Source organism: Acidovorax sp. AC410 (genome assembly GCF_979253235.1).
On sequence record NZ_CEEDCG010000001.1, the window covers coordinates 6,701,038 to 6,720,017 of the forward strand.

An 18,980-nucleotide genomic window follows, 5' to 3' on the forward strand; every position below is an offset into this window, starting at 1 on the left:
GGGCAAAAGCGCCCGCACCGCATTGGGGCCCGTAGGACAAAACCGTAATTGCGACGATATGTTGCGGGAGCGCTACACGCTTTCCCCTCTAAAATGATTCTCCTTCGCCGTCACCGCCGCCCTATGACCCAGTTTGCCAAAGAAACCCTGCCCATCAGCCTCGAAGAGGAGATGCGCAACAGCTACCTCGACTACGCAATGAGCGTGATCGTGGGCCGCGCTCTGCCCGACGCGCGAGATGGCTTGAAGCCCGTACACCGGCGCGTGCTGTATGCCATGCACGAGATGGGCAACAACTACAACAGCAAGTACCGCAAGAGTGCTCAGGCGGTTGGCGAGACGATGGGTAAGTACCACCCCCACGGGGACTCTGCCATTTACGACACCATCGTGCGGATGGCACAGCCGTTCAGCCTGCGCCACACGTTGATTGACGGTCAGGGCAATTTCGGTTCGGTCGATGGCGACAACGCGGCTGCAATGCGGTACACCGAAATTCGCCTTGACAAGATTGCCCACGAAATGTTGGCCGATATCGACAAGGACACTGTCGATTTCGGCCCGAACTACGACGGCAGCTTGACGGAGCCCATCGTGCTGCCCAGCAAGCTGCCGAATCTGCTGGTCAATGGCTCATCCGGCATCGCCGTGGGCATGGCCACCAACATTCCGCCGCACAACCTCAACGAAGTGGTCGATGGCTGCCTGCACATGCTGCGCAACCCCGATGCCACGATCGATGAGCTGATGGAGATCATCCCCGCACCGGACTTCCCCACGGCCGGCATCATCTATGGCATCAACGGCGTGAAGGACGGCTACCGCACCGGCCGCGGCAAGGTGGTGATGCGCGCCAAGTGCCACTTCGAGGACATCGACCGTGGCCAGCGCCAGGCGATCATCGTCGACGAGCTGCCCTACCAGGTCAACAAGAAGACGCTGCAGGAGCGCATGGCCGAGCTGGTGCATGAGAAGAAGATCGAGGGCATCAGCCATATCCAGGACGAGTCCGACAAGTCGGGCATGCGCCTGGTGATCGAGCTCAAGCGCGGCGAAGTGCCCGAGGTGGTGCTCAACAACCTGTACAAGCAGACGCAGCTGCAGGACACCTTCGGCATGAACATGGTGGCGCTGATCGAAGGCCAGCCCCGCCTGTGCAACCTGCGCGACCTGATCAGCGTCTTTTTGCAACACCGCCGCGAAGTGGTCACCCGCCGCACGGTGTTCGAGCTGCGCAAGGCGCGCGACCGCGGCCATGTGCTCGAAGGCCTGGCCGTGGCCCTGGCCAACATCGATGACTTCATCGCCATCATCCGCAACGCCCCCACCCCGCCGGTGGCCAAGGCCGAGCTGATGGCCCGCCCCTGGGACAGCAAACTGGTGCGCGAGATGCTTACCCGCACCCGTGCCGATGGCGGCGTGGTGAGTGCCGATGATTACCGCCCCGATGGCCTGGAGCAGGAATTCGGCATGGGACAGGACGGCCTGTACCGCCTGTCGGAAACCCAGGCCCAGGAAATCCTGCAGATGCGCCTGCAGCGCCTCACGGGCCTGGAGCAGGACAAGATCGTGGCCGAGTACAAGGAAGTCATGTCGGTCATCGAAGACCTGCTGGACATCCTGGCCAAGCCCGAGCGCGTCTCCACCATCATTGGCGAAGAGCTCACCTCCATCAAGACGGAGTTCGGCCAGACCAAGCTGGGCGCCCGCCGCAGCATCGTCGAGTACAGCGCGCAGGACCTGTCCACCGAAGACCTGATCACCCCGACCGACATGGTGGTGACGCTCAGCCACACCGGCTACATCAAGAGCCAGCCGCTGTCCGAATACCGCTCGCAAAAGCGCGGCGGGCGGGGCAAGCAGGCCACGGCGACGAAGGAAGACGACTGGATCGACCAGCTCTTCATCGCCAACACGCACGACTACATCCTGTGCTTCTCCAACCGCGGCCGGTTGTACTGGCTCAAGGTCTGGGAAGTGCCGGCGGGCTCGCGCGGTTCGCGCGGCCGCCCCATCGTGAACATGTTCCCGCTGCAAGAGGGCGAGAAGATCAACGTGGTGCTGGCACTCACCGGCGACATGCGCACCTTCCCGGCCGACCGCTACGTGTTCATGTCGACCAGCATGGGCACCGTGAAGAAGACCGCGCTCGACGAATTCAGCAACCCGCGCAAGGGCGGCATCATCGCCGTCAACCTCGATGACGGCGACTACCTGATCGGCGCCGCCCTCACCGACGGCGCGCACGACGTGATGCTGTTCAGCGATGGCGGCAAGGCCGTGCGCTTCGACGAGAACGATGTGCGCCCCCTGGGCCGCCAGGCCCGCGGTGTGCGCGGCATGACGCTGGAAGACGGCCAGAGCGTGATCGCCATGCTGGTGGCCGAGGACGAGACGCAAAGCGTGCTCACCGCCACCGAGAACGGCTACGGCAAGCGCACCAGCATCGTCGAATACACACGCCATGGCCGTGGCACCAAGGGCATGATCGCCATCCAGCAGAGCGAGCGCAACGGCAAGGTCGTGGCCGCCACGCTGGTGCATGCCGACGATGAGATCATGCTGATCACCGACAAGGGCGTGCTGGTGCGCACCCGTGTCTCCGAGATCCGCGAACTGGGCCGTGCCACGCAGGGGGTGACGCTGATCGCACTGGACGAAGGCTCCCAGCTCAGCGGCCTGCAGCGCATCGTCGAGAACGATGCCAACGTGATCGAGGGCGAAGGCGGCGCGGCGGATACCGGCAGCGATGCCGCGCCGGACACCGACGGTCCCTCCGAATCCTGACGGACCGCATGCGCGCGGCGGCACCCCGGGCCCACCGGGTGCTGCGCGCCATGCACCCCGGGCACAGCATGAAGTAATGCGGGCCAGAGCGGCGCAGGCCGCCAGCCCATCGAGACAGCCATCACCTTTCCGTTTGCTTGACATGAACCGCCCCTACAACTTCTCCGCCGGTCCCGCCGCCATCCCCGCCGAAGTGCTGCAGCAAGCCGCCTCCGAAATGCTGGACTGGCATGGCAGCGGCATGGGCGTGATGGAGATGAGCCACCGCGGCAAGGAGTTTCTGTCCATCTACCAGCAGGCCGAGGCCGACCTGCGCAGCCTGCTGGCCGTGCCGGCGAACTTCAAGATCCTGTTCATGCAGGGTGGTGGCCTGGCCGAGAACGCCATCGTGCCGCTGAACCTCTCGCGCGCCGCCGCGGTGGATTTCGTGGTCACCGGCAGCTGGAGCCAGAAGTCGCAGAAGGAGGCACGCAAGTACGCCTCCGAAGTCAACATCGCCGCCAGCAGCCAGGACAGCGATTTCACGACGCTGCCCGCCCCTGCCACCTGGAACCTGAGCCGCGGCGCGAGCTACCTGCACATCTGCAGCAACGAGACCATCAACGGCATCGAATTCCACGAACTGCCCGACCTCAAGGCGCTGGGCTCGGACGCGCCCCTGGTCATCGACTTCTCGTCGCACGTGGCGTCGCGCAGCGTGGACTGGTCGCGCGTGGGCCTGGCCTTCGGCGGCGCGCAAAAGAACCTGGGCCCCGCTGGCCTGACGCTGGTGGTGGTGCGCGAAGACCTGCTCGGCCACGCCCTGCCTGCCTGCCCGAGCGCCTTCGACTACAAGACCGTGGCGGACAACGAGTCCATGTACAACACCCCGCCCACCTGGGGCATCTACGTGGCGGGCCTGACCTTCCAGTGGCTGCTGCGCCAGCGCGAGGGTGAATTGACCGGCGTGGCCGCCATGGAGCGGCGCAACATCGCCAAGGCCGAACTGCTCTACAACGCCATCGATGCCTCGCAGCTGTACGTGAACAAGGTGGCCGCCAACTGCCGCTCGCGCATGAACATCCCCTTCTTCCTGCGCGACGAGTCGCGCAACGACGCCTTCCTGGCCGGCGCGCGCGAGCGCGGCCTGCTGCAGCTCAAGGGCCACAAGTCCGTGGGCGGCATGCGCGCCAGCGTCTACAACGCCATGCCATTGGCCGGCGTACAGGCGCTGGTGGACTACATGCGAGAATTTGAACAAAAGCGCGCCTGAGCCTCCTCCCTCCACCTTCCGCCGGACGCCCGCCAGAAAAGTTGCCCCTTTCATGACCCAACCGCAAGCCTCCCCTGATCTCGCCAGTCTGCGCGTGCAGATCGACTCCATCGACCAGCAACTGCTCACGCTGCTCAACCAGAGGGCCCTGGTGGCCGAACAGGTCGGCGAGGTCAAGAAGCGCGAGGGCACGCCGTTCTTCCGGCCCGACCGCGTGGCCCAGGTCATCGACAAGATCCAGACCGCCAACCCCGGTCCGCTCAAGGGCGCGCACGTGGCCGCCATCTGGCGCGAGATCATGTCCGCCTGCCTGGCGCTCGAATCGCCCCAGCGCGTGGCCGTGCTCGGCCCCGAGGGCACCTTCTGCGAGCAGGCCGCCATCGAATTCTTCGGCGGCGCGGCCGACCTGATGTACTGCGCCAACTTCGACGAGGTGTTCCATGCCACGGCCGCAGGCAGCGCGCAGTACGGCGTGGTGGGCGTGGAGAACTCCACCGAAGGCGTGGTCACGCGCTCGCTCGACCTGTTCCTGCACACCCCCACCCACGTGGTGGGCGAGGTGAGCCTGCTGGTGCGCCACAACCTGCTGCGCACCAGCAATTCGCTCGACGGCATCGAAGTGGTCATGGCCCACCCCCAGGCCCTGGCCCAGTGCCAGGCCTGGCTGTCCAAGCACCTGCCGCATGCCGAGCGCCGCCCGGTATCCAGCAATGCCGAAGGTGCCCGCCTGGCCACCACCAACCCCACCTGGGCCGCGCTGTCGAGCGAACGCGCTGCCACCCAGTTCGGCCTGCACATCGTCTCGCACGCGATCCAGGACGACGCCTACAACCGCACGCGCTTTGCCATCATCTGCCTGCCGCACACGCTGCAGACGCCCCCACCCTCGGGCAAGGACTGCACCAGCCTGGTGGTCTCGGTGCCCAACCGGCCCGGCGCAGTGCATGACCTGCTGGTGCCGCTCAAGGCCCACGGCGTGTCGATGACGCGCTTCGAATCGCGGCCGGCGCGCACCGGCCAGTGGGAGTACTACTTCTACATCGACCTGGACGGCCACCCCGCCCAGCCCCACGTGGCGCGCGCACTCGAAGAGCTGCGCAGCCTGTGCGCCTTCTACAAGGTGCTGGGCACCTACCCGGTCGCGCCATGATGCCAACGCGCACCGCCCAACGCCCGGCCGCCCCCCCTGTCGGGGCGACCGCGCTCTCGCGGGGAACGGCCCCGCACCGACACACGCCGGAATCGCACCATGTTTGAACAATTGGGACTCATCGGCTGCGGCCTCATGGGCGGCTCCTTCGCCCTGGCGATGAAGAAGGCCGGCCTCGTCAAGCGGGTGGTGGGCTACAGCAAGTCGCCCTCCACCACCGACCGCGCGCGCCAGCTCGGCGTGATCGACGTGGAAGCCCCGTCGGCCCTGCTGGCCGTAGCCGGCGCTGACATCGTGCTGGTGGCCGTGCCCGTGGCCGCCACCGAGGCCACGCTCAAGGCCATCCGCCACCTGGTCACGCCCAACATGCTGATCATGGACGTGGGCTCCACCAAGGCCGACGTGGTGCAGGCCGCGCGCCGCGCACTGCGCGACCAGGTGGGATCCTTCGTGCCCGCCCACCCCATCACCGGCCGCGAGGTCTCGGGCGTGGAACATGCCGATGCCGAGCTGTACTCCGGCCGCCAGGTCATTCTGACCCCCATCGAGAAAACGCTGACCACGCAGCTCAGCCAGGCCGAGACCGTGTGGACCGCCCTGGGCTGCCGCGTGACCAGCATGTCGCCCGAGTCGCACGACGCGGCCTTCGCCGCCGTGAGCCACCTGCCCCACCTGCTGGCCTTTGCCATGATGAACAGCATCACCGGCCAGAACGATGGCGATGACTTCCTGTCGCTGGCCGGCCCGGGCTTTCGCGATTTCACGCGCATTGCCGCCAGCGACCCCAAGGTCTGGCGCGACATCCTGCTGTCCAACCGCGAAGAGCTGCTGGCCCAGTCACGCCTGTTCCAGCAGACGCTGCAGAACATCGAGCAGGCCATGCAGAAAAGCGACGCACAGGCCCTGGAAGACATGATCACCCTGGCCAGCGAGACCCGCGCGCACTGGCGCATGGGTGCGCAGCGCACGAGCAAGGGCCGTTGATGTTCAGCACCCCCTGCCTCGACCTGCCAGCCCTCGACGCCGCAGGCGGCGAAGTCCACCTGCCCGGCTCCAAGAGCATCTCCAACCGCGTGCTGCTGCTGGCCGCACTGAGTGCCGGCACCACCACCGTGCATGACCTGCTCGCCTCGGACGACACCCGCGTCATGCTCGACGCCCTGCGCCAGATCGGCTGCACAGTGGACGAGGACGGCAGCAACCGCACCGTGCGCATCACCGGCCTGGGCGGCGGCACGCCCCGCTCCCCGGCCAGGCTTTTCATGGGCAATGCCGGCACGGCCATGCGCCCGCTGACCGCCGCACTGTCGCTGCTGGGTGGCGAATTCGAGCTGTCGGGCGTGCCGCGCATGCACGAGCGCCCCATCGGCGACCTGGTTGACGCGCTGCGCCAGCTCGGCTGCCAGATCGAGTACCTGGGCAACGACGGCTACCCGCCCTTGCGCATTGCGCACGGCCAGGGTGTGCCGGCCCTGGCGCTGGCCGAGCCCATCCGCGTGCGCGGCGATGTCTCCAGCCAGTTCCTCACCGCCCTGCTCATGGCACTGCCGCTGGCCGCGCGCGACCAGGACATCGTGATCGACGTGGTGGGCGAGCTGATCTCCAAGCCCTACATCGCCATCACCCTGCAATTGCTGGCGCGCTTCGGCATCGACGTCACGCACCAGGACTGGCAGCGCTTCACCATCGCCGCGGGCAGCCAGTACCGCTCGCCCGGCGACATCCACGTCGAGGCCGACGCCTCCTCGGCCAGCTATTTCATTGCGCTGGGCGCCATCGCCGCCAGCCATGAAGGGCTGCCCGAGGGCATCCGCATCCATGGCGTGGGGCTCGATTCGATCCAGGGCGACATCCGCTTTGTTGAGGCCGCCCGCGCCATGGGCGCGCAGCTGACCGGCGGCGCCAACTGGCTGCACATCCGCCGCGGCGAGCCCGGCCAGGGCTGGCCGCTCAAGGCCATCGACCTCGACTGCAACCACATTCCCGATGCGGCCATGACCCTGGCGGTGATGGCACTGTATGCCGAGGGCACGACCCGGCTGACCAACATCGCCAGCTGGCGCGTGAAGGAAACCGACCGCATCGCCGCCATGGCCACCGAGCTGCGCAAGCTCGGCGCCACGGTGGAGGAAGGCGCCGACTTCATCCGCGTGACCCCGCCCACGCAGTTGGCCGACTGGAAGGCCGCCAGCATCCACACCTACGACGACCACCGCGTGGCGATGTGCTTTTCGCTCGCGGCGTTCAACCCCGCAGGCCTGCCGGTGCGCATCGAAGACCCCAAGTGCGTGGCCAAGACCTTTCCTGACTATTTCGAGGCGCTGTTCTCGGTGGCGCACGCCGCCACCGACCAGATCCCGGTGATCTGCATCGACGGCCCCACGGCCTCGGGCAAGGGCACCGTGGCAGCGGCCGTGGCCCAGCGCCTGGGCTACCGCTTTCTCGACTCGGGCGCCATGTACCGCATCACGGCGCTGGCCGCCATCCGCCAGGGCCTGGCCATCGATGCCGCGCACGAATCCCGCATTGCCGACATGGCCAAGACCCTGCCCGTGCATTTCGAGGGCGGGCGCGTGTTGCTGGGCAACGACGACGTGACCGACGCCATCCGCACCGAGGAAGCGGGCATGAACGCCTCGCGCGTGTCCTCCCTGCCTGCCGTGCGCGAGGCCCTGGTGGACCTGCAGCACAGCTTTCGGCGCCTGCCGGGCCTGGTGGCCGACGGCCGCGACATGGGCACGGTGATCTTCCCACAGGCCCCGCTCAAGGTGTATTTGACGGCCAGCGCCGCCTGCCGTGCGGAGCGCCGGTATAAGCAGTTGATTTCAAAGGGATTTTCGGCTAACATAGCCGACCTTCGTGCAGACCTTGAGGCGCGCGATGCGCGGGACAGTTCCCGCAGCGTCGCCCCCTTGAAGCCCGCGCAGGACGCCCTGGTGCTGGACAACTCCGAATTGACGATTGATGAAGCCGTCGATCAGGTGCTTGTCTGGTGGCAGGAGCGGCAGCCTTTCGCAGCCCCGGCCGCGCAGGGCTGACTGGCAGGGCCGCAAGGCGCTGCAAGCCAGGGCGCAAGCCCTGCACGGCCCCGAAAGGCACCGCTCGCTCACCAGCGCACGGGCCCTGTGGATCAACCACCACCTAACCGCGGCTTTGCCGCAAAAAACCACCGCAAGCAGCTATAAAAACGGAAGCAATGGTGCTCCCGGAATCCTGTTTGTGGCAAGGAAACACATGTCAGAATCTTTTGCCGCCCTTTTTGAAGAATCCCTGCAGCGTACCGAAATGCGCCCAGGCGAAGTGATCACCGCCGAAGTCGTGCGCGTGGAACACAACTTCGTCGTGGTCAACGCCGGCCTCAAGTCTGAAGCCTACGTGCCGCTGGAAGAATTCAAGAACGACAAGGGCGAAGTCGAAGTCCAAGTGGGTGACTTCGTGTCGGTGGCCATTGGCTCCATCGAAAACGGCTACGGCGACACCATCCTGTCGCGCGACACCGCCAAGCGCCTGGCTTCGTGGATGAGCCTGGAAAAGGCCCTGGAATCCGGCGAATTCGTCACCGGCACCACCAGCGGCAAGGTCAAGGGCGGCCTGACCGTTCTGGTCAACGGCATCCGCGCATTCCTGCCCGGTTCGCTGATCGACACGCGTCCTATCAAGGACCTGACGCCTTACGAGAACAAGACCCTGGAATTCAAGGTCATCAAGCTCGACCGCAAGCGCAACAACGTGGTGCTGAGCCGCCGCGCCGTGGTGGAAGCCTCCATGGGCGAAGAGCGCGCCAAGCTGATGGAAACCCTCAAGGAAGGCTCCATCGTTCAAGGCGTGGTCAAGAACATCACCGAATACGGTGCGTTCGTGGACCTGGGCGGCATCGACGGCCTGCTGCACATCACCGACATGGCATGGCGCCGTGTGCGTCACCCATCGGAAGTGGTGACGGCTGGTCAGGAAATCACGGCCAAGATCCTCAAGTTCGACACCGAGAAGAACCGTGTCTCGCTGGGTCTCAAGCAAATGGGCGACGACCCATGGATGGGCGTGAACCGCCGCTACCCCCAAGGTACGCGCCTGTTCGGCAAGATCACGAACATTGCCGACTACGGCGCGTTCGTCGAACTCGAACCCGGCATCGAAGGCCTGGTACACGTCTCCGAAATGGACTGGACCAACAAGAACATCGCTCCCGCCAAGCTGGTTTCGCTGGGTGATGAAGTCGAAGTCATGGTTCTGGAAATCGACGAAGACAAGCGCCGCATCAGCCTGGGCATGAAGCAGTGCAAGGCCAACCCATGGCAAGAATTCGCACAGGACACGAAGCGCGGTGACCGCGTCAAGGGTCCGATCAAGTCGATCACCGACTTCGGCGTGTTCGTGGGCCTGGCTGCCGGCATCGACGGCCTGGTGCACCTGTCCGACCTCTCGTGGAACGAACCCGGCGAAGCCGCTGTTCGCAACTACAAGAAGGGCCAGGAAGTGGAAGCCATCGTGCTGGCCGTGGACGTGGACCGTGAACGCATCTCGCTGGGCATCAAGCAGCTCGACGGCGACCCATTCACCACCTTCGTGACCGTGAACGACAAGGGCCAGACGGTGACCGGCAAGGTCAAGACCGTGGACGCCCGTGGCGCTGAAATCGACCTCGGCGAAGACATCGTGGGCTACCTGCGCGCTTCGGAAATCTCCCGCGACCGCGTGGAAGATGCCCGCAACGTGCTCAAGGAAGGCGACGAAGTCACCGCTGTGGTGGTCAATGTGGATCGCAAGACCCGCAACATCCAGCTGTCGATCAAGCAAAAGGACATGGCCGACGAGCAAGGCGCGATGGCCAGCCTGAGCCAGCAATCGAGCCGCGAAAGCGCCGGTACGACCAGCCTGGGCGCTCTGCTGCGCGCCAAGCTGGACAACTCCGACAAGTGAGTGACGGCTTGACCTCCTGAAGGTCAGTCAGCGGGCGCCTCGTGCGCCCGCTTCTCTTCTACCCGACATCCCGATACCATGACCCGCTCTGACCTTGTTGAAGAACTGGCCGCCCGTTTTGGCCAGCTCACCCACCGCGATGCCGAATACGCCGTCAAGACCATTCTTGACGCCGTGGGCGACGCGCTGGTGCGTGGCCATCGCATCGAGATCCGGGGTTTCGGCAGCTTCTCGGTGAACCACCGTCCGCCGCGCATGGGCCGCAACCCGCGCAGCGGCGAAGCCGTGGCCATCCCCGAAAAGCGCGTGCCCCACTTCAAGCCAGGCAAGGCCTTGCGCGAAGCCGTGGACAAGCGCACGGCCGAGATGGAAGACGACGGTGCGCCCGCCCCGGCAGCCGCGGCCAAGGCCACGGGTACCTCGGGTTGACACGCCGGGCGAACGGATCGCCCACAGGGACGCGCATTCCCCACACGGGTGCGCACCATCACAGGGACGGCTCCACTGCCGCCTTAGAATCTCCCCACCACCGGGGAGCCCCATGAAATACCTCCTGTGGCTGCTCAAGGCAGCCATTTTTTTTACCCTCTTCGCGTTCGCGCTGAACAACCAGCAGGACGCCACCGTGCATTTCTTCTTCGGCACACAGTGGCGCGCGCCACTGGTGCTGGTCGTGCTCACGGCGTTTTCCGCCGGCCTCATCGTGGGCGTGCTGGGCATGGTGCCACGCTGGTGGAAGCACCGCAGCGTGGCGCGCCAGGCCCTCAAGCAAGCGCCGCCCGCAACTCCCGCCAAGGCCGCTGTCCCGGCCGAAGCCGCACCTGCCGAGATGCCCCCCATCCATGGAATTTGACCTCAGCTGGATTTTGCTGGGCCTGCCGCTGGCCTTCGTGCTCGGTTGGCTGGCATCGCGTTTCGACCTGCGCCAGTTGCGTGCCGAGAACCGCCGCGCACCCAAGGCCTACTTCAAGGGCCTGAACTTCCTGCTCAACGAGCAGCAGGACCAGGCCATCGACGCCTTCATCGAGGCCGTACAGAACGACCCCGACACCTCGGAACTGCACTTTGCCCTGGGCAACCTGTTTCGCCGCCGTGGCGAGTACGACCGGGCCGTGCGCGTGCATGAGCACCTGCTCTCGCGCGGTGACCTCAGCCGCACCGACCGCGAGCGCGCCCAGCATGCGCTGGCACTCGACTTCCTCAAGGCCGGCCTGCTCGACCGCGCCGAAGATGCGCTCAACCGCCTGGAAGGCACGCCCTTCGAAGCCCAGGCGCGGCTGGCGCTGCTGGCCATCTACGAACGCTCGCGCGACTGGCCCCATGCCACCACCATCGCGCGCAAGATGCACGATGCCGACCAGGGCGACTTCAGCACCCGCCAGGCGCACTACCTGTGCGAGCAGGCCGCGGCGCTCAGCGGCCAGGCGGACCACGCCGGCGCCCTGGCCCTGCTGGAGCAGGCCGTGGCCGCCGCGCCGGGCGCCGCACGGGCGCGCATCGACATGGCACGCCTGCAGCACCTCATGGGCCAGCCGGCCGCCGCGCTGGCCACCCTGAAGGCACTGGGCCAGCACAACCCCGCCGCCCTGCCCCTGGCTGCGCCGCTGATGGTCGAGGTGGCCGCCACCACGGGCCAGACGGCCCAGGTCCAGGCCCTGCTGCAGGAGCACTACGACGGCGGGCCCTCGCTCGACGTGCTGGAGAGCCTGGTCGCCATCGACACCGCCCAGGGTGCCGGCGAAGGCGCCCGCCAGCGCTATGTGGACCACTTGGACAAGGAAAAATCCCTGGTGGCCGCCGCCAAATGGCTGGCCGGCGAAAAGCTGGAGCACGAGTCCTTCCACCCGCAGGTCCAGCGCGCGCTGGACCATGCCGTCAAACCCCTCACCCGCTACCGCTGCGCAGCCTGCGGCTTCGAGGCACGCCAGCACTTCTGGCAATGCCCGGGCTGCCAGACCTGGGACAGCTACCCGGCTCGGCGCGTGGAAGAACTGTAGCGGTGGCACAAGCGACTTGATCCCAGGGCGCCGACCGATATGATGATCGGCACCACAACACCGAGGGAGTCGTATCCATGTTCAAGAAATTCCTGTTCATCATCGCCCTGCTGTTTGCCGGCACCGCATTTGCGGCCGTGGACGTGAACAAGGCCAGTGCGGCCGAACTCGATGGCATCAAGGGCATCGGCCCGGCCATGTCCGAGAAGATCCTCAACGAGCGCAAGACCAGCGAGTTCAAGGACTGGAACGACTTCATCGGCCGCGTGGGCGGCGTGGGCGAGAAGACGGCCGCCAAGTTCTCGGCCGAAGGCCTGACCGTCAACGGCAAGCGCTTCAGCGCCGCAGCCCAGGCCAAGGCCGACAAGAAGAAGAAAGAAGCAGACGCCAAGGCGAGCAAGACCGCAGCCAAGGGCGATGATAAGCCCGCCGGCAAGAAGAAAGACAAGGCCGCAGCGCCAGCCACCGCCGCGTCCGCACCCCAGGCAGCTGCCAGCGACGCGAAAAAGTAAGGCCCAGGAGGCGCCCGGAGCGCATCCGCCTGCCCACCAGCCCGCTTCGGCGGGCTTTTTCATGGGCGTCCTGCGCCCATGCGGGGCGCCGCCTCTCCGGCCGCGCAAAGGGACTTTCGAAGCACACCCTAAAATCGTTCAGGCATGCCCCTGATCACCCTCATCCTTCTCCCCTTCATCGGCAGCCTTCTGGCGGCCGTCCTGCCCGCCAACGCCCGCAACACCGAGTCCACCCTGGCCGGACTCATCGCCCTGTTCTGCACGGTGCAGGCCGCGCTGTACTTCCCCCAGATCGCAGGGGGGAGGTGCTGCGCCAGGAGATCGTCTGGCTGCCGGCACTCGGCCTGAACCTGGTGCTGCGGCTCGACGGCTTCGCCTGGATGTTCTGCATGCTGGTGCTGGGCGTGGGCTCGCTGGTGGTGCTGTATGCGCGCTACTACATGTCGGCGGCCGACCCGGTACCGCGCTTTTTCTCCTTCTTCCTGGCCTTCATGGGGGCCATGGTGGGCGTGGTGCTCTCGGGCAACATCATCCAGATCGCGCTGTTCTGGGAGCTGACCAGCCTGTTCTCCTTTTTGCTGATTGGCTACTGGCACCACCGCAAGGATGCGCGGCGCGGCGCGCGCATGGCGCTCACCGTCACGGGCACAGGCGGGCTGTGCATGCTGGCCGGCATGCTGGTGCTGGGCCACATCGTGGGCAGCTACGACCTGGACCACGTGCTGGCCGCCGGCGCATTGATCAAGGCGCACCCGCTGTACCTCACGGCGCTGGTGCTGATCCTGCTGGGCGCCTTCACCAAGAGCGCGCAGTTCCCCTTCCACTTCTGGCTGCCGAACGCCATGGCGGCACCCACGCCGGTGTCGGCCTACCTGCACTCCGCCACCATGGTCAAGGCCGGCGTCTTTTTGCTGGCGCGGCTGTGGCCGGCGCTGGCGGGCACGGAGCAGTGGTTCTGGCTGGTGGGCGGCGCAGGCCTGTGTACGCTGCTGGTGGGCGGCTATGCGGCCATGTTCCAGAACGACCTCAAGGGGCTGCTGGCCTACTCCACCATCTCGCACCTGGGCCTCATCACCCTGCTGCTGGGCCTGAACAGCCCGCTGGCGGCCGTGGCCGCCGTGTTCCACATCATGAACCACGCAACCTTCAAGGCCTCGCTGTTCATGGCCGCCGGCATCGTTGACCACGAGAGCGGCACGCGCGACATCCGGCGCCTGTCGGGCCTGGTGCGCATGATGCCCATCACCGGCACGCTGGCCATGGTGGCCAGCGCGGCCATGGCGGGCGTGCCGCTGCTCAACGGCTTCCTGTCCAAGGAGATGTTCTTCGCCGAGACGGTGTTCGTGAACACCGTGCCCTGGCTCGAAACCCTGCTGCCCGTGGCCGCCACCGTGGCCGGCATCTTCAGCGTGGCGTACTCGCTGCGCTTCACGGTCGATGTGTTCTGGGGCCCGCCCGCCACCGACCTGCCCCATGCCCCGCACGAGCCCCCGCACTGGATGCGCGTGCCGGTCGAACTGCTGGTGCTGGCCTGCCTGGTGGTGGGCACCTTGCCGGCCTGGTCTGTCGGCGCCGTGCTGCAGGCCGCCGCGCGCCCGGTGGTGGGCGGCGAGCTGCCCACTTACAGCCTGGCCGTATGGCACGGCTTCAACACCCCTTTCGTGATGAGCCTGGTGGCACTGGCCGGCGGCATCGCCCTGTACCTGCTACTGCGCTGGCTGCGCGCGCGCGGCGCGCTCGATGCACCGCCGCTCATGCGCCACATCAACGGCAAGCAGCTCTTCGAGGGCCTGCTGGCCTGGCTGTCGCTGGCCGGGCGCAATGGCCGGCGCGTGCTGGGCACCGGGCGCCTGCAGTGGCAGATGCTGTGGCTGGTGGCTGCAGCCCTGGTGGCCGGCACGCTGCCGCTGTGGGTCCGCGGCCTGCCCATCGGCGCGCGTGAGCAGTTGCCGCTGTCGCCCGCGTTCGCGGTGCTCTGGCTGCTGGGTTCCCTGTGTGCCGTGGCGGCCGCGTGGCAGGCCAAGTACCACCGGCTGGCCGCCCTCACCCTGCTCGGCGGTGCCGGCCTGTGTACCTGCCTGACCTTTCTGTGGTTCTCGGCGCCGGACCTGGCGCTCACGCAGATCGTGGTCGAGGTGGTGACCACCATCCTCATCCTGCTGGGCCTGCGCTGGCTGCCGCGGCGTGACGAGAGCCTGCGCGTGCCCACGCTGGCGCAGGAGCGCCGCACCCAGCTGCGCCGCTACCGCGACATGACCCTGGCCCTGGTCACCGGCTGCGGCATGGCGCTGCTGTCGTTTGCCATGATGAGCCGCCCCTTCCCCGAGAGCACCTCCACCTTCTTCCTGGAGCGTGCCCTCACCGATGGCGGCGGCACCAACGTGGTCAACGTGATGCTGGTGGACTTCCGCGGCTTCGACACCTTCGGCGAGATCGTGGTGCTGGGCATCGTGGCGCTCACCGTGTATGCGCTGCTGCGGCGCTTTCGCCCGGCACGCGAGGTGATGGACCTGCCGCCCCAGCAACGCGCGGTGCCGGCCGACGTGGCCACCGACCTGGCCAACCCGCGCCAGACCACGGACACCGCTGTGGGTTACCTCATGGTGCCCGCCGTGCTGGTGCGCCTGCTGCTGCCGTTTGCGACCCTGGTGGCGGTGTACCTCTTCATGCGCGGACACAACGAGCCGGGCGGCGGCTTCGTGGCCGGGCTCGTGTTCTCGGTGGCGCTGCTGCTGCAGTACATGGTGTCGGGCACCTCGTGGGTCGAGGCCCACCTGCCCCTGTACCCGCGCCGCTGGATCGGCACCGGCCTGCTGATCGCCCTGGCCACGGGCCTGGGGGCGCTGTTCTGGGGCTACCCCTTCCTCACCAGCCACACGGCGCACCTGCACCTGCCCGTCGTGGGTGAGGTGCATGTGGCCAGTGCCCTGTTCTTCGACATCGGCGTGTTCACGCTGGTGGTGGGCTCCACCTTGCTGATCCTCACGGCCATCGCCCACCAGTCGGTGCGCAGCCACCGCTACAACGCCCGCGCCGCCGAGGAAGCGCTGGAGGAGCAGGCCGCCGCCATGGCCGCCGCATCGGTCGCCACCACCCCGAACCACGCCCCAACGGCCCAAGGAGCCCTCTGATGGAACTGATTCTGGCCCTGGCCATCGGCATACTCACCGGCTCGGGCGTGTGGCTGCTGCTGCGCCCGCGCACCTTCCAGGTCATCATGGGGCTGGCGCTGCTGTCGTACGCCGTGAACCTGTTCATCTTCAGCATGGGCCGTCTGGGCCTGGCGATCAACAAGGAGCCGGTGCTCAGGGCCGGCCTGCCGCAGGACCTGGCCCACTATGCAGACCCCATGCCCCAGGCGCTCACGCTCACGGCCATCGTCATCGGCTTTGCCATGACGGCGCTGTTCCTGGTGGTGCTGCTGGCATCGCGCGGCATGTCGGGCACCGACCACGTGGACGGCACCCGCGCCCAAGACGCCCAGGAGATGCCATGATGGGCGAGCTGACCGCACACGTCACGGCGCTGCTCATGCCGCACCTGATCCTGGCGCCGATTGCGCTGCCGCTGCTCACGGCCGGCCTCATGCTGCTGCTGCGCGAGGAGCGCCAGCGCACCAAGGTGGCCATGAACGTGGGCTCCACCTTCCTCGGCCTGGTCATCTCTGTGCTGCTGCTGGTGCAGGCCAAGCAGCCTGGCGTGCAGACCAGCCTGGGGGTGTACCTGCCGGGCAACTGGCCAGCCCCCTTCGGCATCGTGCTGGCGCTGGACCGCCTCTCGGCCATGATGTTGGTGCTGGCCAGCACGGTGGCGCTGGCCACGGTGCTGTTCTCGGTGGCACGCTGGCACAAGGCGGGGGTGCATTTCCACCCGCTGTTCCAGTTCCAGCTCATGGGTCTGGCGGGCGCCTTCCTTACGGCCGACCTGTTCAACCTGTTCGTGTTCTTCGAGATCATGCTGGCCGCCTCGTACGGGCTGCTGCTGCACGGCTCGGGCCGGCCGCGCGTATCGGCCGGGCTGCACTACATCGCCATCAACCTGGCGGCCTCGTCGCTGTTCCTGATCGGCGTGTCCATGCTCTACGGCATCACCGGCACGCTGAACATGGCCGACCTGGCCCGTGGCATCGCGGGCATCCATGCGTCCGACCGCGGGCTGCTGCATGCAGCGGCCGGCATCCTGGCCGTGGCCTTCCTCATCAAGGCCGCAGTGTGGCCGCTCAACTTCTGGCTGGTGCCGGCCTACAGCGCAGCCACCGCACCGGTGGGCGCCCTGTTCGCGCTGATGACCAAGGTGGGCGTCTACAGCATCCTGCGGCTATGGACGCTGATGTTCAGCAGCGATGCCGGCGACTCGGCCCAGTTCGGCAGCCAGTGGCTCATCGGCGCGGGGCTGGTGACCATGGCCTTCGGCGCCGTGGGCATGCTGGGCTCGCAGCGCCTGGGGCACCTGGCGGGTTATGCGGCCATCCTCTCGTCGGGCACGCTGCTGGCGGCCCTGGGCTTCGGGCAGACCCTGCTCACGGCCGGGCTGCTGTACTACCTGCTGGGCTCCACGCTGGCCGTAAGCGCGCTCTTCTTGCTGACCGACCTGATCGACCGCTGGCGCAACGACGGCTCCAACCTCGCGCCCCACGAGCAGACCGACGACGCCCCCTTCCTCACCCCCGACCTGGTGCCCACGCAGGGCCTGAACCTGGACGACAAGGAGGAGGTGCTGATCGGCCAGGTCATCCCCGCCGCCGTGGCCTTCCTGGGCCTGGCCTTCATGGCCTGCACCCTGGTGATCGCCGGGTTGCCGCCGCTGCCCGGCTTCGTGGGCAAGTTCGCCATGATCCATGCCCTGCTCAACCCGCTGGGCCTGGGGCCGTCGGGCGGCTTCGTGCTCGGCTCCGCGGGCTGGGCGCTGCTGGCACTGATGGTGGGCACAGGCCTGCTGGCGTTGATCGCCCTCACGCGTGCGGGCATACGCCACTTCTGGGCCTCGCACGACCGCGCCTCGCCCAAGCTGCTGGTGCTGGAAGGCCTGCCCATCGCCATGCTGCTCGTGGGCTGCGCGCTGCTGACCTGGCAGGCCGGTGCCGTGATGCGCTACACCCAGGCCACGGCCGATGCGCTGCACGCGCCGGGCACCTATGTGCGCGCCGTGATGTCCGCCATGCCCGTGCCCAACCCGCCCGGCACCGCGCCCGGCGCGAACGGGAGGCCGCAATGATGCGGGTCGTCAAGCGCATCCTCCCCGCGCCCCTGCTGTCCCTGGCGCTGCTCGCGCTGTGGCTGCTGCTCAACCGTTCGGTCAGCGCTGGCAACCTGGTGCTGGGCAGCGTCCTCGCACTCGCCATCCCGCTGCTCACGGCGGGGCTGCGCCCGTTGCCGGTGCGCGTGCGCGCCCCGGGCACCGTGCTGCGCCTGGCCCTCACGGTGATGGCCGACACCGTGCAATCGAACATCGCCGTCTCGCGGCTGCTGCTTTCGCCCGGCCACAGGCGCCATCCCTCGGTCTTCGTGCAGATTCCGCTGGAACTGCGCGATGCCAATGCGCTGGCGGTGCTGGCGGTCATCGTCAGCATCGCCCCCGGCACGGCCTGGGCCGAGCTTGCGGTGGACCGCAGCGTGCTCATGCTGCACGTGCTGGAGGTGGGCGATGAAGCGGCGTTCATCGCCCAGATCAAGCGGCGCTACGAGCACCCCCTCATGGAGATATTCGAATCATGACCCCCATACTCGACTGGGCCCTGCCCGCCGCCCTCTTCATGCTGGTGCTGGCCATGGGTTGCGCGCTGGCCCGCCTGCTCAAGGGCCCCTCGGCGCAGGACCGGGTGCTGGCACTCGACTGCATGTACCTTAATGGCATGCTGCTCATGCTGGTGCTGGGCCTGTTGTATGGCAGCAAGAACTACTTCGAGGCGGCATTGCTGCTGGCACTGTTCAGCTTCGTGGGATCGGTGGCCATGGCCAAGTTCCTGCTGCGCGGCGAGGTGATCGAATGACGCCCGCCAGCGCACTGCCCCTGTGGCTGGAAATCGTGGTCGCTGCCCTGGTGCTGCTGGGCGCTGCCATGGCCCTGCTGGGCGCCACCGGCCTGCTGCGCCTGCCGACCTTCTTCGAGCGCCTGCACGCGCCTTCCATCGCCGCGACCATGGGATGCTGGTGCATCATGCATGCCACGGTGGTCTACTTTTCGGTGGCCGACGGCAGCCTGGCGCTGCATGCGCTGCTGATCGCCGGCTTCGTGGCCGTCACCGTGCCGGTGACCTCGATCTTCTTGATGCGCGCAGCCCTGTTCCGGGCCCGCCAGGCCGGGCAGGACGTGCCGCCCAGCCTGAGCAGCGTCACGCCCCCCGGGCGCAAGGACTCCTGAAC

General features: G+C 67.2%; 15 protein-coding genes and 1 pseudogene. All 16 read left to right on the forward strand.

Annotation, left to right across the window (positions count from 1 at the left end; genetic code table 11):
* Positions 1-123 precede the first annotated feature (123 nt).
* The 16 genes and pseudogenes from gyrA (at position 124) to mnhG (ending at position 18,978) form a co-directional block, all read left to right on the forward strand.
* Entirely contained in the window at positions 124-2,787 is a 2,664-nt protein-coding gene (gene gyrA / locus AC0IZS_RS31115) for a DNA gyrase subunit A (RefSeq protein WP_471639193.1), read from the forward strand.
* Positions 2,788-2,929: 142 nt separating this feature from the next.
* Complete coding sequence (gene serC, locus AC0IZS_RS31120) at positions 2,930-4,039, forward strand: 3-phosphoserine/phosphohydroxythreonine transaminase (RefSeq protein ID WP_471639194.1); 1,110 nt, start codon at positions 2,930-2,932, stop codon at positions 4,037-4,039.
* 52 nt (positions 4,040-4,091) lie between these two features.
* On the forward strand, positions 4,092-5,189 hold the full coding sequence (gene pheA, locus AC0IZS_RS31125; protein ID WP_471639195.1) for a prephenate dehydratase: 1,098 nt from the start codon (positions 4,092-4,094) through the stop codon (positions 5,187-5,189).
* Positions 5,190-5,288: 99 nt separating this feature from the next.
* Positions 5,289-6,173 (forward strand): prephenate dehydrogenase, encoded by an 885-nt coding sequence (locus AC0IZS_RS31130; protein WP_471639196.1) that lies wholly within the window; start codon positions 5,289-5,291, stop codon positions 6,171-6,173.
* Positions 6,173-8,227, forward strand: coding sequence for a bifunctional 3-phosphoshikimate 1-carboxyvinyltransferase/cytidylate kinase (locus AC0IZS_RS31135; protein ID WP_471639197.1), 2,055 nt, complete (start codon positions 6,173-6,175; stop codon positions 8,225-8,227). Before AC0IZS_RS31130 ends, AC0IZS_RS31135 begins: the two co-directional genes overlap by 1 nt.
* A 196-nt stretch (positions 8,228-8,423) precedes the next feature.
* Positions 8,424-10,109, forward strand: a complete 1,686-nt coding sequence (gene rpsA, locus AC0IZS_RS31140) for a 30S ribosomal protein S1 (protein ID WP_007852596.1) — start codon at positions 8,424-8,426, stop codon at positions 10,107-10,109.
* 78 nt (positions 10,110-10,187) lie between these two features.
* Positions 10,188-10,538: an integration host factor subunit beta gene (locus tag AC0IZS_RS31145; protein WP_057206225.1), complete on the forward strand. Its 351-nt coding sequence runs from the start codon at positions 10,188-10,190 to the stop codon at positions 10,536-10,538.
* 112 nt (positions 10,539-10,650) lie between these two features.
* Positions 10,651-10,962, forward strand: a complete 312-nt coding sequence (locus tag AC0IZS_RS31150; RefSeq protein ID WP_179681181.1) for a LapA family protein — start codon at positions 10,651-10,653, stop codon at positions 10,960-10,962.
* Positions 10,952-12,106, forward strand: coding sequence for a lipopolysaccharide assembly protein LapB (lapB, locus tag AC0IZS_RS31155; protein ID WP_471639198.1), 1,155 nt, complete (start codon positions 10,952-10,954; stop codon positions 12,104-12,106). The genes AC0IZS_RS31150 and lapB overlap by 11 nt, the downstream gene beginning before the upstream one ends.
* A gap of 77 nt (positions 12,107-12,183) precedes the next feature.
* Entirely contained in the window at positions 12,184-12,618 is a 435-nt protein-coding gene (locus AC0IZS_RS31160; protein WP_471639199.1) for a ComEA family DNA-binding protein, read from the forward strand.
* Between the two features lie 144 nt (positions 12,619-12,762).
* A pseudogene (locus AC0IZS_RS31165) lies at positions 12,763-15,749 on the forward strand (monovalent cation/H+ antiporter subunit A).
* Positions 15,749-16,114, forward strand: coding sequence for a Na+/H+ antiporter subunit C (locus AC0IZS_RS31170; RefSeq protein WP_322591706.1), 366 nt, complete (start codon positions 15,749-15,751; stop codon positions 16,112-16,114). Before AC0IZS_RS31165 ends, AC0IZS_RS31170 begins: the two are co-directional and overlap by 1 nt.
* The gene (locus tag AC0IZS_RS31175) at positions 16,114-17,832 is read left to right on the forward strand and encodes a monovalent cation/H+ antiporter subunit D (protein ID WP_471639200.1); all 1,719 of its coding nucleotides are present in this window, start codon (positions 16,114-16,116) and stop codon (positions 17,830-17,832) included. Before AC0IZS_RS31170 ends, AC0IZS_RS31175 begins: the two co-directional genes overlap by 1 nt.
* Positions 17,832-18,332 (forward strand): Na+/H+ antiporter subunit E, encoded by a 501-nt coding sequence (locus AC0IZS_RS31180; RefSeq protein WP_471639201.1) that lies wholly within the window; start codon positions 17,832-17,834, stop codon positions 18,330-18,332. The genes AC0IZS_RS31175 and AC0IZS_RS31180 overlap by 1 nt, the downstream gene beginning before the upstream one ends.
* The gene (locus AC0IZS_RS31185) at positions 18,329-18,607 is read left to right on the forward strand and encodes a K+/H+ antiporter subunit F (RefSeq protein WP_322591709.1); all 279 of its coding nucleotides are present in this window, start codon (positions 18,329-18,331) and stop codon (positions 18,605-18,607) included. Before AC0IZS_RS31180 ends, AC0IZS_RS31185 begins: the two co-directional genes overlap by 4 nt.
* Positions 18,604-18,978, forward strand: coding sequence for a monovalent cation/H(+) antiporter subunit G (gene mnhG / locus AC0IZS_RS31190; RefSeq protein ID WP_471639202.1), 375 nt, complete (start codon positions 18,604-18,606; stop codon positions 18,976-18,978). Before AC0IZS_RS31185 ends, mnhG begins: the two co-directional genes overlap by 4 nt.
* Positions 18,979-18,980 lie beyond the last annotated feature (2 nt).

What these genes read in the sequence shown, in the direction of transcription:
- gyrA (WP_471639193.1), top strand. Translation starts at nt 124, where the DNA reads ATGACCCAGTTTGCCAAAGAAACCCTGCCCATCAGCCTCGAAGAGGAG.
- serC (WP_471639194.1), top strand. Translation starts at nt 2,930, where the DNA reads ATGAACCGCCCCTACAACTTCTCCGCCGGTCCCGCCGCCATCCCCGCC.
- pheA (WP_471639195.1), top strand. Translation starts at nt 4,092, where the DNA reads ATGACCCAACCGCAAGCCTCCCCTGATCTCGCCAGTCTGCGCGTGCAG.
- AC0IZS_RS31130 (WP_471639196.1), top strand. Translation starts at nt 5,289, where the DNA reads ATGTTTGAACAATTGGGACTCATCGGCTGCGGCCTCATGGGCGGCTCC.
- AC0IZS_RS31135 (WP_471639197.1), top strand. Translation starts at nt 6,173, where the DNA reads ATGTTCAGCACCCCCTGCCTCGACCTGCCAGCCCTCGACGCCGCAGGC.
- rpsA (WP_007852596.1), top strand. Translation starts at nt 8,424, where the DNA reads ATGTCAGAATCTTTTGCCGCCCTTTTTGAAGAATCCCTGCAGCGTACC.
- AC0IZS_RS31145 (WP_057206225.1), top strand. Translation starts at nt 10,188, where the DNA reads ATGACCCGCTCTGACCTTGTTGAAGAACTGGCCGCCCGTTTTGGCCAG.
- AC0IZS_RS31150 (WP_179681181.1), top strand. Translation starts at nt 10,651, where the DNA reads ATGAAATACCTCCTGTGGCTGCTCAAGGCAGCCATTTTTTTTACCCTC.
- lapB (WP_471639198.1), top strand. Translation starts at nt 10,952, where the DNA reads ATGGAATTTGACCTCAGCTGGATTTTGCTGGGCCTGCCGCTGGCCTTC.
- AC0IZS_RS31160 (WP_471639199.1), top strand. Translation starts at nt 12,184, where the DNA reads ATGTTCAAGAAATTCCTGTTCATCATCGCCCTGCTGTTTGCCGGCACC.
- AC0IZS_RS31170 (WP_322591706.1), top strand. Translation starts at nt 15,749, where the DNA reads ATGGAACTGATTCTGGCCCTGGCCATCGGCATACTCACCGGCTCGGGC.
- AC0IZS_RS31175 (WP_471639200.1), top strand. Translation starts at nt 16,114, where the DNA reads ATGGGCGAGCTGACCGCACACGTCACGGCGCTGCTCATGCCGCACCTG.
- AC0IZS_RS31180 (WP_471639201.1), top strand. Translation starts at nt 17,832, where the DNA reads ATGCGGGTCGTCAAGCGCATCCTCCCCGCGCCCCTGCTGTCCCTGGCG.
- AC0IZS_RS31185 (WP_322591709.1), top strand. Translation starts at nt 18,329, where the DNA reads ATGACCCCCATACTCGACTGGGCCCTGCCCGCCGCCCTCTTCATGCTG.
- mnhG (WP_471639202.1), top strand. Translation starts at nt 18,604, where the DNA reads ATGACGCCCGCCAGCGCACTGCCCCTGTGGCTGGAAATCGTGGTCGCT.